Source organism: Jejuibacter sp. L23 (assembly GCF_050815825.1).
Taxonomy (GTDB): Bacteria; Pseudomonadota; Gammaproteobacteria; order Enterobacterales; family Enterobacteriaceae; genus Jejubacter; species Jejubacter calystegiae.
In genome coordinates, this window is sequence record NZ_CP138199.1 from 4425831 (window position 1) to 4442139 (window position 16309).

General features: G+C 55.1%; 14 protein-coding genes. 6 read left to right on the forward strand and 8 right to left on the reverse strand.

Going from position 1 to position 16309, the window contains the following annotated elements:
* The first annotated feature begins 254 nt into the window (after window positions 1-254).
* Together SCU88_RS21085 and SCU88_RS21090 are read left to right on the forward strand one after the other, a co-directional pair.
* Complete coding sequence (locus SCU88_RS21085) at window positions 255-1037, forward strand: type IV toxin-antitoxin system AbiEi family antitoxin domain-containing protein (protein ID WP_175340694.1); 783 nt, start codon at window positions 255-257, stop codon at window positions 1035-1037.
* Window positions 1024-1953, forward strand: a complete 930-nt coding sequence (locus tag SCU88_RS21090; RefSeq protein WP_175340695.1) for a nucleotidyl transferase AbiEii/AbiGii toxin family protein — start codon at window positions 1024-1026, stop codon at window positions 1951-1953. The genes SCU88_RS21085 and SCU88_RS21090 overlap by 14 nt, the downstream gene beginning before the upstream one ends.
* Window positions 1954-2634: 681 nt before the next feature.
* Here SCU88_RS21090 and SCU88_RS21095 read toward each other — a convergent pair.
* From SCU88_RS21095 to SCU88_RS21105, 3 genes are all read right to left on the reverse strand, one after another.
* Complete coding sequence (locus SCU88_RS21095) at window positions 2635-3084, reverse strand: lipocalin-like domain-containing protein (protein WP_431810056.1); 450 nt, start codon at window positions 3082-3084, stop codon at window positions 2635-2637.
* 625 nt (window positions 3085-3709) lie between these two features.
* A complete protein-coding gene (locus SCU88_RS21100) occupies window positions 3710-4537 on the reverse strand; it encodes a phosphoenolpyruvate hydrolase family protein (protein WP_138093640.1) in 828 nt (275 codons plus the stop codon).
* Window positions 4537-5790 (reverse strand): Tm-1-like ATP-binding domain-containing protein, encoded by a 1254-nt coding sequence (locus SCU88_RS21105; RefSeq protein ID WP_175340696.1) that lies wholly within the window; start codon window positions 5788-5790, stop codon window positions 4537-4539. Before SCU88_RS21105 ends, SCU88_RS21100 begins: the two co-directional genes overlap by 1 nt.
* 127 nt (window positions 5791-5917) lie before the next feature.
* Between SCU88_RS21105 and SCU88_RS21110 the strand changes: the two genes are divergently transcribed.
* Window positions 5918-6532: a TetR/AcrR family transcriptional regulator gene (locus SCU88_RS21110; protein ID WP_175340697.1), complete on the forward strand. Its 615-nt coding sequence runs from the start codon at window positions 5918-5920 to the stop codon at window positions 6530-6532.
* Window positions 6533-6784: 252 nt separating this feature from the next.
* Entirely contained in the window at window positions 6785-7621 is an 837-nt protein-coding gene (locus tag SCU88_RS21115; RefSeq protein ID WP_175340698.1) for an alpha/beta fold hydrolase, read from the forward strand.
* A gap of 53 nt (window positions 7622-7674) precedes the next feature.
* On the opposite strand, the gene SCU88_RS21120 is transcribed toward SCU88_RS21115, so the two are convergent.
* Window positions 7675-8277, reverse strand: a complete 603-nt coding sequence (locus SCU88_RS21120) for a TetR family transcriptional regulator (protein ID WP_175340699.1) — start codon at window positions 8275-8277, stop codon at window positions 7675-7677.
* A gap of 161 nt (window positions 8278-8438) precedes the next feature.
* Between SCU88_RS21120 and SCU88_RS21125 the strand changes: the two genes are divergently transcribed.
* A complete protein-coding gene (locus SCU88_RS21125; RefSeq protein WP_175340700.1) occupies window positions 8439-9281 on the forward strand; it encodes an alpha/beta fold hydrolase in 843 nt (280 codons plus the stop codon).
* A gap of 56 nt (window positions 9282-9337) precedes the next feature.
* Here the strand turns inward: SCU88_RS21125 and SCU88_RS21130 are convergent, their stop codons facing one another.
* Window positions 9338-10465, reverse strand: coding sequence for a 2Fe-2S iron-sulfur cluster-binding protein (locus tag SCU88_RS21130; RefSeq protein ID WP_175340701.1), 1128 nt, complete (start codon window positions 10463-10465; stop codon window positions 9338-9340).
* A 323-nt stretch (window positions 10466-10788) separates the two neighbouring features.
* Between SCU88_RS21130 and SCU88_RS21135 the strand changes: the two genes are divergently transcribed.
* The gene (locus SCU88_RS21135; protein ID WP_175340702.1) at window positions 10789-12111 is read left to right on the forward strand and encodes an SRPBCC family protein; all 1323 of its coding nucleotides are present in this window, start codon (window positions 10789-10791) and stop codon (window positions 12109-12111) included.
* A gap of 206 nt (window positions 12112-12317) precedes the next feature.
* Here the strand turns inward: SCU88_RS21135 and SCU88_RS21140 are convergent, their stop codons facing one another.
* The 3 genes from SCU88_RS21140 to SCU88_RS21150 are packed head-to-tail and all read right to left on the reverse strand — an operon-like array spanning window position 12318 to window position 16307.
* On the reverse strand, window positions 12318-13121 hold the full coding sequence (locus tag SCU88_RS21140) for an electron transfer flavoprotein subunit beta (RefSeq protein WP_138093662.1): 804 nt from the start codon (window positions 13119-13121) through the stop codon (window positions 12318-12320).
* Window positions 13111-14349, reverse strand: coding sequence for an FAD-binding protein (locus SCU88_RS21145; protein WP_175340703.1), 1239 nt, complete (start codon window positions 14347-14349; stop codon window positions 13111-13113). Before SCU88_RS21145 ends, SCU88_RS21140 begins: the two co-directional genes overlap by 11 nt.
* A complete protein-coding gene (locus tag SCU88_RS21150; protein ID WP_175340860.1) occupies window positions 14349-16307 on the reverse strand; it encodes a DUF3483 domain-containing protein in 1959 nt (652 codons plus the stop codon). The genes SCU88_RS21145 and SCU88_RS21150 overlap by 1 nt, the downstream gene beginning before the upstream one ends.
* Between the last annotated feature and the right edge of the window lie 2 nt (window positions 16308-16309).

A 16309-nucleotide genomic window follows, 5' to 3' on the forward strand; every position in this document is an offset into this window, starting at 1 on the left:
CTTTGTCTAAAATTTAAACAAAATCAGTTCACTATGTCTACACGATAACTTTACGCCTATGTTATACGTTCCGCTTAAACTGACCGAATACATTTGGGTTTGCTTGTCTGTCGTAATTTCAGGTTTTTATTTTTTGTGATATGCCGATTGAAAGGAGACATATCACAAAATAATCAAACTCAATCTTGTTATGTGTCATTGATGAATCTAAACTAGTTTAATAATTTTAAAAATTGTCCATCAAGAGGCGACATTTGCCAAACTATCTAAACTGGCTGATGCAGAACACCCTCCCCGGTCAGGTGTTGCTCCAGTCATGGCTTACCCGCAACGGCATAGATCGTAAGCTCTCTTACCTTTATGTCCAGAATGGCTGGCTCAGGCGGATCGCACACGGAGTTTACTGCCGGACGGGTCGAGAACCAGACTGGGTGGATGCGATTTACTGCCTGCAAACACAGTGGGAAAAACAGGTTCGCGTGGCGGGGCTGACTAGCCTTGCGCTACAAGGCCATGCCCACTATACCGAACCGGGCAGACAACAGATCTGGCTCGCGCTTCCAGCTTACGTCAAACTACCGGGATGGTTCGCCGCCTTTGAACAATCCGCGACGTTCGTCACGCTGTATACGTCGGGCCTCACCGTTGATGTAACGTCATTGACTACGAAACTCAATATCGATGGTCGACAGTTAACGGGCAGCGCTCCTGAACTAGCCGCGTATGAGATCGCCTGCGGCGTTCCTTCGTTGATCTCATTCGAACATGCCGATGCCCTGTTTCAGGGGATGAATCTTCTCAGCCCGCGAAAATTACAGGTTTTGCTCTGCGCCAGTCATTCGGTTAAAACCAACCGCGTGATGCTCTACCTTGCCCGACGCAATGAGCATCCTTACTTTCAGTACCTCGATCAAAGCGGTATAGAAACCGGCTCGGGAAAACGGCAAATCGTTCCCGGCGGTTGGCTGGAGCCGGATTATCAAATCACCGTTCCCCGCGCATTTAAACCGGAAGGAGTCGAAGATGGATCTGCGTGATATTTATGCCCGACAGGTCAGGCTATTAATTACTGCCCTGCCGCATGTAGCGAAGGAGTCCTGTTTCGCCCTGAAAGGCGGCACGGCAATCAACTTGTTTGTGCAAGATTTCCCTCGCCTGTCGGTGGATATCGATCTGACGTATAAAACCTTTACTGATCGCGATACCGATCTGGCGGTCATCAATGACGCCTTGATGCGTATTACTGAATCGCTGAACGGCAGACCGGGGATCACGGCTATCCGGCAGGAGAATAAAGCGGATGAAAAGCGCATCATCGTTAACACCGCTGACGCGAAGATAAAGATTGAGGTTAGTCCGGTCTGGCGTGGACTACTATTACCACCAACAGAAATGCCGGTATGTGAACAGGTGGAAATGGAATATGGCTTCACCACCATGAATGTCGTCTCGCTGGCGGATCTTTACGGCGGTAAAATCTGCGCCGCGCTTGACCGCCAGCATCCGCGCGATCTGTTTGACGTGCTGAATATGCTGGAAAAGCCGGGCCTGACGCGCGAGATCTTTGACGGTTTTCTTTGCTATCTGGCAGGGCATCCCCGCCCCATTACCGAGCTGCTGGCACCAAACTGGGATACAGCGCGGATCGCTACCCTGTACGCACAGGAATTTTCAGGCATGACACAGCAGGAAACATCGCTGGAATCCCTTTTATCAGTAACGACTTTGCTGCCACAAGCGCTGAAATCGCATCTTACGGACAGAGATCGCCAGTTCTTGCTCAGCTATAAGCAAAATACCCCTGACTGGTCGCTGTATCGCTATCCTGAAATTCAACACCTACCGGCGATTCGCTGGAAGTCGCGTAACCTGGCGGTGCTGAAGGATAAGAGTCCGGCCAAGTATGCGGCGGCGGTGAATAAGCTGGAGAGAGTTCTGGAGCAGTACCTTTAGCTCTGGTTCTGAGGGAATGAATAGAGCCATGATGTTTGGTTATCTCAACGGCCTCATGGCTATATCTCAAAAAAAGATTAAAATATTTATGTAATTCAATAAATAATAATCGACACTGTCAAATATTATCTCAAAAGTGCCTAACCCGACATATCAACTTACAGCTCAATGCAGGGGTGACGGATTAACACCCTGCGGGCAAGATAAGTATGTTTTTCACGCCGTTATATGTGGACCCCGAACCGTTATGTGTGGAGTTCCATCCACTATATGTGGACCTCAGGCCGTTATGTGTGGAGCTAACTCCACACATAACGAAGCCTCATTCGCCAAATAACGATTTTTCGTGATAACCCTCACAAAACCAAAGCGATTTTTTATGGGGGCCTTCGTGGGGGCGCTATTTACAAAAAATACCAATAAAACCAATAACAAACAGCACGTTAATCGTGGATATGATTCCGGGTCCGGCACCAAATTCATATCAACGGACCTCCACGGAGGTCCGTTTTTCGTTTCTGCACCCCGCCAGAATCAGCTCTTTCCAGAGTATTGCTTCAACCAAATTCTACCCACATCAACATCCTTGCGGGGGTACCGTTGAGGGCATAAGGGCAAGACCTTTCTGCCCACAGTAATTCAGGCCGCGCTACGGTTGGTTGTTGCTTCGCCATACGGATTTCAGTTAGGTGCGGCCCTGTGCCATTCAAGATATGACATAACCTCAACACCTCCTGACATAATCGGTGATGCTGAACTCAGTTTTAGTACACCATCATGTATCTCGACTACCCGTGGTTGTGTCTGACCAGTCCAGTTAGGAAACAGAGAGACATACATATTGTGTTGTAACGTCTGTTCCTGTTCATTCACAAAGAATTTGCCGCTGTAGGCAATATAGCTGGTCGCCTCCTGACAATACTCTTCTGAAGTAGCATTAAACCAGTCTCCTGATTTAAAGTTAATTCGTCCAGGCAGCATTAATTGTGCCGACATATATCCGTCTGGCGTATATATAATCAATCCTTTAGGGGATTCCCCTAATCTTTTAATCGGGGGGGTACCGTTGGTGGGGATTTCAACATAAGAGAATAGCTCCCAGGCTCCAATTAATTTCTCACGTAACGTCATGATAATTTCCTTAATTTGATAGTTACTTTAGGTACTTAACCACATATCAAATATATTGATTAGTCAAAACATGCTAACTTTCCACTTTATCTATCCAGTGGTGTAAGTCACGATAGTTAAGTATCTTCTATCTGTATGACAAAATAGGCAGAGAGGTGAGCCTAAGCCGTGTTCTGTACTTTTTATTTTAATGCTTGCCATCCTGCTACCGCATGTGCTCTTCGGGTATCCGCCCTACGCGGAAAAATATACAGCCATTGAGCACACAAATTTACCTGCGAGTACCGGATCTACGACGATTACCAGTTTGAACTCTACCTGTTGCGATTCAATAAGGGCTGGCAAATCTATAATGTCTTTTATCTGCAAAGGCATAGAGAGTCCTCTGGCTGAAAAATGCTCACGCAAGAGGAGGGCGGAGCTTTAGCTGTCACAATCTTTAAGCCGTTTTTTAGCACCGCTGCACGTGGGCCTGCCTAACACCACTGCGACTTCAGATAAAAAAAACCATGAAATAGTCACCTGAACTCCTCGTTCATGCAGACTAATTCATGGTAATGCCTTTTATTAATTTTATATCGCGGCCAGATATATTGTTGTTATTATTTAATCATTAGCTAACGCCTTAATGACGTTTGATTTTCTTAAAGACTTCAACAGTATTTTTAATCGCTTTTTCAGTCGGCAGACGCTCCATTGAGCTGGCTCCGTAGAATCCATGACAATCCGGGCAATGAGCCAGAATATACGCGGCATCTTCAGGCTCAGCGATAGGTCCCCCGTGGCACAGCACTATCACATCGTCTCTCACCGCTTTCGCTGCCTGGGCGCAGTCATTGATAACAGGTATACAGGACTCAAGGTCATGCGCCGTTTCAGCGCCAATATCGCCGCCGGTCGTTAACCCCATATGCACGACAATCACGTCCGCCCCTGCCTGAGTCATCGCCACGGCATCTTCCGGGTTAAAGACGTAAGGCGTTGTCAGCATTCCCTTCTCATGCGCCAGGCGGATCATATCCACCTCCAGGGCATAGCCCATGCCCGTCTCTTCCAGGTTCTTGCGGAAGTTACCGTCGATAAGGCCAACGGTCGGGAAGTTCTGCACGCCCGCGAATCCCTGAGTTTTTAGTTCATCAAGGAACGGCGAGAGATTGCAGAATGGATCGGTACCGCACACACCGGCCAGTACCGGCGTTTTTTTAACGACAGGCAGTACCTCGTTTCCCATCTCGCGCACTATCTGGTTGGCATTACCGTACGGCATCAGCCCGGCCAACGAACCGCGGCCCGCCATGCGGAATCGACCTGAGTTATAAATCACAATCAGATCCACTCCGCCTGCCTCTTCGCTACGTGCAGAGAGGCCAGTGCCGGCACCAGCGCCAATAACAGGTTCATTACGGGCGACTTTTTGCTTCAGACTTTCGACAAGTATTTTATAGTTTTGCATTAGTGTTCCCCCAAACCGGGTGGTGGGCAGTTTCCCTGGTGTTGCATGACGATATTGAGCTCTTCAATCACAAGAGCTGCAAATTCAGGTGCGTTAATATGGTGAGGTGTTTTTATAATTCGCCGCTGGCTCGTCTGTAGCACAACCGACTCTAACCCTTCGGCAAAAGCCTGCCTTGCCTTAGGATCAAAGAATGGCTGGCCTGGAGCATCAAGCGCGGAAAATCCACCTTCTGGAATAATAAAACTTACCGGTCCGTTACACAGATTGAGCTTGCGACCAATCCACTTCCCGAGCTGGTAGTTTTCCTCTGGTGTGGTGCGCATTAGCGTCACCTGAGCGTTATGTTCGACAAACTGCCGCTGAGCATAACGCTCAGGTATGCTGCCTGGTTCACCGAAATTGACCATATCCAGTGCACCGGTACTGCCCACCCACGGCACTTCAGTCTGAGCGATACAGTCCAGCCGCGTTTCCGGGCACGCCAGAACGCCGCCAAACAGCAGGTCCGCGATCTCAGTCAGCGTAATATCCAGCACGCCAACGATCTCGCCATTTTCAACCAGCCGTTCCATCGAAGTACCGCCGTTGCCCGTTGCATGGAATACCAGCGGGTCATACTGATGATTCAGTCTGGCGACCAGTTGATTGATTCCGGGCGTGGTCACACCAAACATAGTCAGCCCGAGTACCGGCTTTTGTGCCCGATTAGGTGCAATAACGTGATTAACCGCGCCGGCAATCATGTTGGCGGCATTGGAAAGAATGGAACGGGAAAGATAATTGAGACCACTGAGATCGGTAACGGTATACAGCATGGCGATATCCATACCACCGACATACTCGCTGACATTACCGGAAGCCATTGTCGATACCATCAGTTTGGGCATGCCAATCGGCATCGCCTTCATGGCGGGTGATATCAGTGCAGTACCGCCAGAGCCGCCTATGCCGAGCAACCCCGAAATATCCTCAGACTGACTGCGCAGAAAACGGGAGAGAGCCACAGACATGGCCGTCACCGCCCGGCCGCGCTCATTGCAGAAAACCGCCGCGCTACCTTCCGGGTAATATTCCGCAACTTGCGTTGCCGGAATATCTATCTTGCTGTTTTCACTTAACTCTGCGGGGGTTCCGGTAGACACATCAATAATACGGGAATCCACGCCAGCCGCATGCAGACAGGACTTCAGCCAGACCAGCTCTTCCAGCTTGGTGTCTGCGGTACCAATGACATACACATACCTGGCCATACCGCTCACTCCGTGGTGGGGGTGAAAGATTAATTGATCTCGTGCAATATAAAGCTAGGATAATATTTTATAACCTTCAAGATATTTTTATCTCACATGATATTTTTTCCTTGAAGCGAGACAAAAAATGCAGCTTTTTGATGAAGATAACCTGTCTCCGGTACGTCGCAGAACCCTTGAGCGGCTCACTCATGCAGCCCTGAAGCTGTATCAGGAAAATAAATTTCCGTCACCGGAAGAGATCACCCGCGAGGCGGAGTACGCGAAAGTCACGCTCAGGAGTTACTTCTCCACCCATAGCGAGTTCGTGGAGTACGTTGTAAAAAGGGTTATTGGTGCCTTTGAAAAACCGAAGATGACAGCCGATCCCGAAGAGAATATCGCCAGGTTGCTAAGCTGGGGATACGGAGAGCTCTTCTCCCATGAAGCGCTGATGCGCGATGCCATGCGGATAGCGCAACACCGCTGGCAAACCCGCCAGGAAGAAGGATCTCATGAAGGAGAAAGTTTTCTTAAAAAGAGCAACCGTCGTGAAGCGCTCGCGGAAGCGCTGGCTCCCCTTGAATCGCAACTCCCGCCAGAAAAGGTGCAGAAACTGATCATGCTGATGTCGGTTTTGTATGGCACTGAAGCATTGACGGTACTCAAGGATACTTTCGGCATGGAACAGGAAGAGATTGTCGAACTGACGACCTGGGGAGCTAAACTGATGCTTCATCAGGCACTGCAAGAGGAAACATAAAGCGCCACAAGAGCTTGTACATCAGTTCGTGTCACGGCCTGACTCACCCGGAAGTCAGGCCTCTTCCCGCCCGAAATACCCACACCCATAACGTGAAAATTCCTTCTACACTGATAGTGGGTTCCACCTGAAACGAGGCAACAATGCCTCTTCAGATGCCGGAACAGGGGGCTTCGACGCTCTGCTATCGCAGGTGCCGGGCCCGTTGGTTGTCAAAAACGTTTCGTCTCATTACATGCAGGAGACCAGTCCATGCCATTCGTAACTACAAAAGACGGTGTTAACATTTTCTTTAAAGACTGGGGTTCAAAAGACGCACAACCAATTGTTTTTCATCATGGTTGGCCACTGAGCGCCGATGACTGGGATGCTCAGATGCTATTTTTCCTGGCTAAAGGCTACCGCGTTATCGCACTCGATCGGCGCGGGCATGGCCGTTCCGATCAGGTCAGCGAAGGGCATGATATGGACCACTACGCGGCCGATGCCTCGGCCGTTGCTGAACATCTCGATCTGAAGAATGCTATCCACGTGGGTCACTCCACCGGCGGCGGCGAGGTGGCGCGCTATGTGGCCAAATACGGTCAGCCCCAGAACCGGGTGGCGAAAGCGGTGCTGGTTAGCTCAGTGCCGCCGCTGATGGTGAAAACACCCGACAACCCGGGTGGCACGCCCATTGAGGTGTTCGACGGTTTCCGCTCGGCGCTTGCCGCTAACCGCACCCAGTTTTATCTGGATGTCGCTTCCGGTCCTTTCTATGGCTACAACCGTTCCGGCGCGGAAGTCTCCCAGGGGATTATTCAGAACTGGTGGCGTCAGGGCATGATGGGCAGCGCCAAAGCCCATTACGAAGGCATTAAGGCGTTCTCAGAAACCGATCAAACTAAGGATCTCAAAGCCATTACCGTTCCAACGCTGGTCATTCAGGGAGATGACGATCAAGTGGTTCCCTATCAAAACGCCGCGCTGCTTCAGGACAAACTGCTGGTCAACAGCACGCTGAAAGTATATCCGGGCTATCCTCACGGTATGCATACCAGCCAGGCCGACGTCATTAACGCCGATATTCTGGATTTTATTAGCAAATAACAGATTGCATTCACGTGCTTAATGGAGGGGTAATCCCTCCATTTTTTTCACCCTTACCCATCCTGTAACAGCACAGGCCAGAGCCGCATTGCCGATTTAGCCGTAGTTTCCAGCTCGTCTGTCGTTTCACCATCCCGGGCCCGGGTGACCATCCCCTGCTGAAGCGTAAAGTAAAACCGGGCAGCGGCCTCGCAGTCCGCACGCGCTGAAATTTCGTTTTTTCCCCGGGCAGCCAACAGGCAGTTTTCCAGCCGGATCAACATTGCATGGCGACGGCGCATAAGTTCATTGCTCAAACTCTCTGATAAACCGCCTTCCATCCCCGACAGCGAAAGCAGGCATCCTTTAGGCGATTTTTCTCTGGTCAGATAGCGCGCCGTATTTAACAGTAAGTTTTCGACTGCATGGTATGCGGGCCCGTCACGCAGCAGCTCGCCCCATAATTTTTCACCGATTTCCAGGCTGTAGCGCTCCAGAACATCCAGATACAGCGCCTCTTTGGAGCCAAAAGCGGCGTAGAAGCTGGGTGGATTAATCTTTAGCGCCGATGTCAGATCGCTCAGTGAGGTGTTGGTAAACCCTTTGGCCCAGAAAATCAGCATCGCCTGCTCAACAGCGGCTTCCCTGTCAAACGTACGTGGTCTCCCCCGTGCCATATGAATTCCCCCAGCGAATAGATAGCTTATGAATATGTATTGATTATTACACAATTCTTCTGACCATCCCAGGTAACGGCATCAACCTCTGCTCATCTATTATTGACATTAATGTATTGATCACTACAAAATAAAAATGACATTCACTATGGAGAGAAGCGATGACCGAACTCAAACATGAAATTGCCGTTGTTAACGGCGTAAGGCTGCACTACGTGCGCGGCGGCGCAGGTGAGCCGGTGCTGCTGGTTCACGGCTGGCCGCAGACCTGGTACGAATGGCATCGGGTGATTCCCCGGCTGATAGCCGGAGGCCATGAAGTTATCGCTGTCGATATGCGCGGCTCAGGGGATTCAGATAAGCCTGATACGGGGTACGATAGCAATACGGTGGCCGACGATCTGCACGCGCTGGTTGCCCATCTTGGCTTTCAGAAAATCCGCCTTGTCGCCCACGATAACGGCGCACGCGTCGCCTACGCTTATGCCGCGAACTACCGGCAGGAAGTCAAAAGCCTCGTATTCCTGGAAAGCAAAATTCTGGGCATTGAAAGCGAGGATGACGCAGAGAAAGAGTACTGGCACTTTGGCTTTCACCAGGCCCCAGACCTGGCGCAGCTGCTGGTTACCGGGCGCGAGCGTGAATATCTGAGCTACTTTTTCAAAACCTATGCTTACAATCCGCTGGCGGTTACCGAATCAGACATTGATGAGTTTGTAAGATGCTATTCGGCGCCGGGTGGTCTGCGCGCAGGCTTTGAATTTTATAAGGCTTTCCCGGAATCTGCCCGCCAGAGCCGTGAGCTGGCGGCCCATAAACTCGACATTCCGGTGATGGCATGGGGCGGCTCGCACTGTATGGGCGAGATCAGCTTTCGCAGTATGCAGCAAGTTGCTCACCACGTTGAAGGGGGCGTAATACCGGAATGCGGACACTGGATCGCGGAAGAAAAACCAGACTTTATTGCCGCAGAAATACTGAAGTTCCACGGCAAGCACGCCTGAGTTTTCCGGACAATAGCCGGGCGCGACAGGAGGGGGCCAGCCCCTCCTTTTTCACCTTAATACTCCACCACCACATCCCCGGTCGGTACGCTACAGCAGGAGAGGATATACCCCTCTTCGACATCCTCGTCGGTAATACCGCCGTTATGGGCCATTTCGACCTCCCCTTCCAGCCGCTTCACCTTACAGGTACCGCAGATGCCCATCCCGCAGGCTTTGGGGATATGCAGGCCCAGCTTGGCAGCGGCGGCATGCACGGTTTCGCCAGGCGCTATCTGTACGCTCTTACCGGTGCTGGCGAAGAAGACCTGGAGCAGGTCGGAACGCGGTATCGCTTCGGCCACTTCGGCCGCCTGTTCGGCATCCTGCTGCGCCTGCTCCTTCACCGGCTCCGGCGTTGCCCCGAACGACTCTTCATGGTAGCGCGCCATATCGAATCCGGCTTCCTGCAACATATTACGCACGGCGTTCATATAGGGCGTGGGGCCGCAGCAGTAAACTTCGCGCTCCATGAAATCCGGAGCCATCATTTCAAGCATCGGGCGATTAAAGAAGCCGCGATAACCGCCCCAGTTCTGGCCGGATTCGTAGCGTTCACACACCAGGTTCAGCTTAAAGTTGGCGATACGCGCGGCCATGTTTTCCAGATCGCGCTGGAAAATAATGTCGCGCGGCGTGCGGGCGCTGTGAACGAACACCATATCGACATCGGCGTTGGTGTCGAAATACCAGCGCGCCATCGACATCACCGGGGTGATCCCCACCCCACCGGAAAGAAACAGCACCCTGTCGCTGGGGTAGTCGATACAGTTGAACTGGCCAACCGGCCCGTGCACCGCCAGCTCCATCCCTTCACTCATATTATCATGCAGCCAGTTAGATACCCTGCCCCCCGGCACCCGCTTCACCGTAATCGAAAAGCTGTACGGCACCGACGGCGAACTGGAGATGGTGTAGGAGCGAAACACCTGTTCGCCGTCGATCTCCAGCTCCAGGGTGACGAACTGGCCCGGCTTAAAGAAGAACATCACCGGTTGTTCGGCCATAAAGCACCAGGTTTTCACATCCCAGGTTTCCTGAATCACCTTGACGCAACGCACAGCATGACGACCGTTGCTCCAGGTCTGAGTGGTTACGGACTCAAAAGCGCCGGTATTTACTACCGAAATAGTCTGGTTGGTCATACGGAATGCTTCCTGTGGGCCAGGGTCGATGGATAGCTCGCGACGGTTTGGCGCGGCCGGATACAGGCTGAATTTTCAGTTCAACTTCGCTTCGCCATTTGTTTATTCACGACATCGGGATGTCTGAAAAAACCACCGGGCAACAATGCGTTCCTCCCTGCGTCTCTAACGGAGGGGATCGATGTCGCTGCCAGAACATTCCTCATTCACAACCGGGTGCAGCATCTTGTCTGACAGTGACCCCTGTCTGTAATGGGAGCCAGCTATCGGGATGTGCCCGCGCGCGGGCGCGACACTTTGATCTGAATGAGAAGAGCACCACCATGAGTCATAACGATCTGCTGAATATCACCTGCGCCAGCATTATCGATGCTCGCGACCAGATGACTGACTTGCTCAAGCGGCGCCAGCCGAACTATTCGCTGCCACAGCCGCTGTATAACGACCCGACGATGTTTCGTATTGATATGGAAGAGGTCTTTCAGAAGGAGTGGCTGTTCGTTGGCATGACCAGCGAGATCCCGAAAAAGGGCGACTATTTTACCCTTGAGATCGGCCAGAATCCGGTGCTGGTGGTGCGCGACGCCGACGGCGCGGTCAACGCTTTCCATAATACCTGTCGTCACCGGGGTTCACGACTGTGCCAACAGCAGCGCGGCAAGGTGGCGAATCTGGTATGTCCCTATCACCAGTGGACCTACGATCTGAAAGGCAATCTGCTGTTCGCGGGCACCAATATGGGTGGAGATTTCGACAAAAGCCTGCACGGTCTGAAACCCGCGCACTGCCGGACCGGAGGCGGGTTTATCTTCGTCTGCATCGCCGAACAGCCGCCAGAGTCCGACTTCGATAACTTCCTGGCGACGCTTGAGGAGTACATGGAGCCGTATGATGTGGAAAACACCAAGCTGGCGGCGGAATCCGAGATGTATGAAAAGGCCAACTGGAAGCTGGTGCTGGAAAATAACCGCGAATGTTACCACTGCGCGGGCAGCCATCCGGAGCTACTGAATACCCTGCTGGAGTGGGACGACACCAACGATCCGCGCGCTACGCCGGAGTTTATCGACTACTACAATCAGCAGGCGGCTCAGTGGGATCAGGAAGGGATCCCGCACCTTCACAGAAGCTTCGGTCAACGCAATCGCATCGTGCGTATGCCGCTAAAGCCAGGCGCCAGCGTGATGACCATCGACGGTAGCGAAGGCTGCACTAAGCTGCTGGGACGTATTAAAAACCATCAGTTGGGCTCGATGCGCATTCTGCACCTGCCCAACTCCTGGAACCATATGCAGAGCGATCACTTTATTGTGTTCCGGGTGCTGCCCATTTCGGCTCAGGAGTCGCTGGTCACCACCAAATGGTTTGTGCACAAGGATGCCGTGCCGGGCGTGGATTACGATCCGGAGCGTCTGCGCCAGGTGTGGGATGCCACCAACGATCAGGACAGAATTCTGGGGGAAGAGAATCAGCGCGGCATTAACTCCATTGGCTATCAGCCCGGTCCCTATTCAGAAACCTATGAGTTTGGGGTGATTAATTTCCTGGAGTGGTACAGCGATACCCTGTTGAAGAATCTGGGCGGTGGCGATAATAGCGAGCTTTATCCGGTCGGCGTTCCCGATATTGAACGGCAGTATGGGTGATCTTCCCTCTTTTTAACCCTCATCCCGGCCCTTTCCCCTCACCCTAACCCTCTCCCCATAGGGGAGAGGGGACCAGGCTGGCGCTAATTTTACCCTTCTGCCCAAAGGGGAGAGGAGACCGGGCTGGCGCTAATTTTACCCTTCTGCCCAAAGGGGAGAGGGGACCAGGCTGGCACTGGTTTTCCCCCTGGCCGGAGTGAGGAAGCTCAGCGCCCACTACGTACCACCCCCTCTTCCAGCAGCAGATCAAATATCGCCTGCGCCATTTCGGAGGCCGGTTTATCACGCAGAATCCGGCCGCCGTCGCCCTGAGACTTCGCGGTCGCCGCCCTGAATCGATCGGCGGCGGTTTTCGCTTTAACCACCTGCAAACGCTTCGGTCGCTTGCGGGCTGGCGCTTCACGCCACTGCTCCCTGACCTCATCGCGACACTCAATATCCGCCTTCTGTCCCACCAGTTGCGCCCGACTGGCGGGGCCAAAAGCGCTCTGGCGCGGGGTAGGCGCCGCCATATCAACGCTTGCGATAAACGGCAGCGCCACCTTCAATGCCCGACGCTGACCGCGCGGCAGCGCCTGTAGCAGATGCGCCTCGCCGCGCTCGATACTGACGATACCGGCAATACCGGTCACCACCGGCATTCCCAGCGCTTCTCCCAGCAGATAAGGCACCATGCCGGACGATTCGCCGCTTTCGGCCCGCACACCGGTCAGAATGATATCCGGCTTGTTCTGGCTCAGATAATGCTCCAGAGCGGGGACCACGTCCGCCATCTTATTCTGTTCCAGAACCCGCAACGAACTCAGTCCCATTCCCGCATAGCTGCGCAGCGCCTGAGCGTGGGGATCGCCCGCATGAAGCACCTCCAGCCCCTGGGGCGCCAGAGTTAACCCCAGCTCAACCGCCCGGGCATCCTGACCGGCGCGACGCTCGCGTCCGGAATCGGGGTGTTGCCCCACCGATACCAGCGCGGTAACCCGCAGGCTGGCGTTACGCTTTTCAGGCCGCATGTTCAAACTCCTCCTGACGATGTTCCCTGACCAGCCGGATAAGCTGGATCATAATCTCGCCGCTATCGCCTATCGCGCTCAGAGCGGCGCGTTTCACCATGTCACAACCGACATCGGTGTTAATGGCGATCACCTTGTCGCACTGGCCGATGCCCTGCAAATGCTGAATCGCCCCGGAAATCCCCACTGCCACATAGACCCTGGCGGTCACCCAGGTGCCGGTGGCGCCCACCTGACGCTGGCGCGGCATATAACCATCGTCCACCGCCACCCGGCTGGCCCCTTCCGTAGCGCCGAGCGCTTCGGCGCACTGATGGAACAATTCCCAGTCCTGCACGCCATTGCCCGCCGACAGAATAAATTCCGCCTCTGCCAGCGCTACCGCGTTGGGATCCACCGCTACCTGGCCGCCGTCGTGAATGCGCGGCTTCACGCTTACCGTCTGGCGTAGCTGAACCGGCAGCGCTTCGTGCCGAGTTTCGTCGATGGGGTCGGCACACTCCGCGGCCAGCAGCAGCAGACGCGGCGTGGCGCGGGTGATATCGATGCTGCCTCCGGCGCCGCGACACAGGCTCTGCTGCGCATCCACCCGCCAGGCCTGAGTCGCCGGGCGCTCGCCCAGCCGGGCCGCCAGCCGACATCCCAGTTCAAAGCCCCCCGCCACGCTATCCGGCAGCAGCCAGTGGCGCGGCGAAAACTGGTTGTCGACCTCATGCAGCGCGGCAACGCGCAGCTCCGGCGCATACTCCTGATATCCGGCGCCGTTCAGCGCCAGCAGCCTGTCGACACCCGCGGTATCGAACGACGGCTCGCGATGTTCGCCGAATACAATGGCAAGCACCGCCCCGGCGCCGCCCATCTCACGGATCAGCGCATGAGCCTGGCCCAGCACATCCCGATCGTGTTCGCTCAGCCGACCACCCACCATATCGGGCACCACGGCGATGTAGTAATCCACCTGCTCCACCCGATTCAGCGGCAGCGTCGCGGTTTTCACGGCGCTCACCGCCCGGCGTCCAACCATGGCTGCCGGGCCGCTGACGTTCATCCGGTCAATGCGACGAATGCCATTGGGGCCGATAAAGCCCACCGCATGAGGGTTACGGCGAATCAGCCCGGACGGCCCCCGGGATTCACCTGCGGGCATCGTCGTGGCCGCATGCTGCGGATGCAGGCGGTTACGCGCAATCCACTCGGCGCGCGGATCTCTGCGCACAATGTCGCTCATCAGGCTACCTCCATCGTGGGTTGTTCGCTCTTACGCCGGGCTGGCTGCGGCACGGTGGGTTCCACCAAGGCTTCGGCCACCAGTTCGGCGATATCCTTCACTTCCGGGCGCGGCTCCACTACCCCTTCAAGCATCGCGGTGCACTGCTGGCAGCCGACCGCCACCACCTCGGCCCCGGTGGCCCGGACGTCTTCCATGCGCATATCGGCAATCCGCCGTTCGCCGGGAATATCGGTAATCGGCGCGCCGCCGCCGCCGCCGCAGCAGCGGGAACGAAAGCCGGAGCGTTCCATCTCGACCGGCTGAATTCCCAGTTCGGCCAGCAGTTCACGGGGGGCTTCGTACTCGCCGTTATAGCGCCCCAGATAGCAGGGGTCGTGCCAGGTGACGCTGCCGCCCTTGTAGTCATTCAGGTTCAGCAACTGCGCCTTAACCAGCTCATTAATAAAGGTGGTGTGGTGCAACACGTCGTAGTCCGGTTCCGCCCCTTCGGGATAGAGATCCGGGTACTCGTTTCTCAGGCAGTGAAAGGCGTGCGGATCGGTGGTCACAATCCGGTTGAAACGATACTTGCCCAGGGTGGCGATATTGCGCCTCGCCAGCCTCTGGAAGGTGGCGTCGTCTCCCAGACGGCGCGCCACGTCGCCGCTGTCCAGCTCTTCGTCGCCCAGTATCGCGAAGTCCACCCCCGCCGCTTTCAGGATCTTCACGAAGGCGCGCAGGATCCGCTGGCTGCGCATATCGAACGCGCCGTCAGACACCCAGAACAGCACATCCGCCTGTCCCACCTCTTTCATCACCCGCAGGTTTTGATCCGCCGCCCAGTGGGTGCGGCTACGGGGGTTAAAACCGTTGGGGTTGTCAGTGGCGATCAGGTTGTCCAGCACCTCGGCCCCTTTATTCGGCGTGGCGCCTTTTTCCAGGGTCAGGAAGCGACGCATATCGACGATGGCGTCCACATGCTCGATCATCATCGGGCACTCTTCCACGCAGGCGCGGCAGGTGGTGCAGGACCACAGAGTCTCCGGGCTGACCAGCCCTTCGGTAATCGGTTGATGCGGTGAGCCGGTCGCGTTACCGACTTCGATACCCGGATAGGGGCTACCGGCAAAGCGGGCATCCGAACCACCGGCCAGCCCAACCACCATATCCTGAATCAGCTTTTTTGGGTTGAGCGGCTGCCCGGCGGCAAAGGCCGGACACATCGCCTCGCACCTGCCGCACTGCACGCAGGCGTCGAAGCCAAGCAACTGGTTCCATTTAAAGTCGACGGGCTTTTCCACCCCCAGCTTAGGCGCATCCAGATCCACCGCCTTCAGACCGGTGGAGCGCCCGCCGCCAAAGCGTTCCGGGCGCCGGTGAAACGCCAGATGCAGGGCGCCGGCGAAGGCGTGCTTCATCGGCCCGCCCCAGGCCATGCCGAATACCAGCTCCCCCAGCCCCCAGACGATTCCGGCGGCCAGCACCGCCGCCAGCAGCCAGCCGCCGCTGCCCTGCGGCAGAATCCCCGCCGCAGGCAGCGTGGCGATAAAAAAGCTGGCGGCGAAGGCCAGCAGACTCTTCGGCAGCCGCATCCACGGCCCTTTCGACAGGCGGGCAGGCGGATTGCGGCGGCGCCGCCAGACAAACAGCGCCCCCACCAGCATCAGCGCCAGCGACCCCAGCAACGCCGCGGCCAGCCAGCGGCTATGAATGCCGAACAGGTAAACCGCCAGAATCAGCGCCATCGACAGCACAAAGCCGCCTGCGGTCGCCACGTGGGTATTCGACATCACCTTGTCCCGCGCCACCACATGGTGAAGATCCACCAGATAGCGGCGCGGCATGGCCATCAGCCCGGCAAGCCCGGCCGTTTTTTCCTGCTGACCGGCACGCCACAGGCGGATTCGTCTGAGAGCACCCACCAGCGCCAGCAGCAGCGCCGCGCCCAGCAACACCGGGAGTAATCTGTCGAGTATCA

Coding starts and splice junctions, on each gene's coding strand:
- SCU88_RS21100 (WP_138093640.1), bottom strand. CDS start 4,537: ATGCAAAACTATAAAATACTTGTCGAAAGTCTGAAGCAAAAAGTCGCC.
- SCU88_RS21145 (WP_175340703.1), bottom strand. CDS start 14,349: ATGAGCGACATTGTGCGCAGAGATCCGCGCGCCGAGTGGATTGCGCGT.
- SCU88_RS21120 (WP_175340699.1), bottom strand. CDS start 8,277: ATGGCACGGGGGAGACCACGTACGTTTGACAGGGAAGCCGCTGTTGAG.
- SCU88_RS21115 (WP_175340698.1), top strand. CDS start 6,785: ATGCCATTCGTAACTACAAAAGACGGTGTTAACATTTTCTTTAAAGAC.
- SCU88_RS21095 (WP_431810056.1), bottom strand. CDS start 3,084: ATGACGTTACGTGAGAAATTAATTGGAGCCTGGGAGCTATTCTCTTAT.
- SCU88_RS21125 (WP_175340700.1), top strand. CDS start 8,439: ATGACCGAACTCAAACATGAAATTGCCGTTGTTAACGGCGTAAGGCTG.
- SCU88_RS21130 (WP_175340701.1), bottom strand. CDS start 10,465: ATGACCAACCAGACTATTTCGGTAGTAAATACCGGCGCTTTTGAGTCC.
- SCU88_RS21090 (WP_175340695.1), top strand. CDS start 1,024: ATGGATCTGCGTGATATTTATGCCCGACAGGTCAGGCTATTAATTACT.
- SCU88_RS21135 (WP_175340702.1), top strand. CDS start 10,789: ATGAGTCATAACGATCTGCTGAATATCACCTGCGCCAGCATTATCGAT.
- SCU88_RS21140 (WP_138093662.1), bottom strand. CDS start 13,121: ATGCGGCCTGAAAAGCGTAACGCCAGCCTGCGGGTTACCGCGCTGGTA.
- SCU88_RS21110 (WP_175340697.1), top strand. CDS start 5,918: ATGCAGCTTTTTGATGAAGATAACCTGTCTCCGGTACGTCGCAGAACC.
- SCU88_RS21105 (WP_175340696.1), bottom strand. CDS start 5,790: ATGGCCAGGTATGTGTATGTCATTGGTACCGCAGACACCAAGCTGGAA.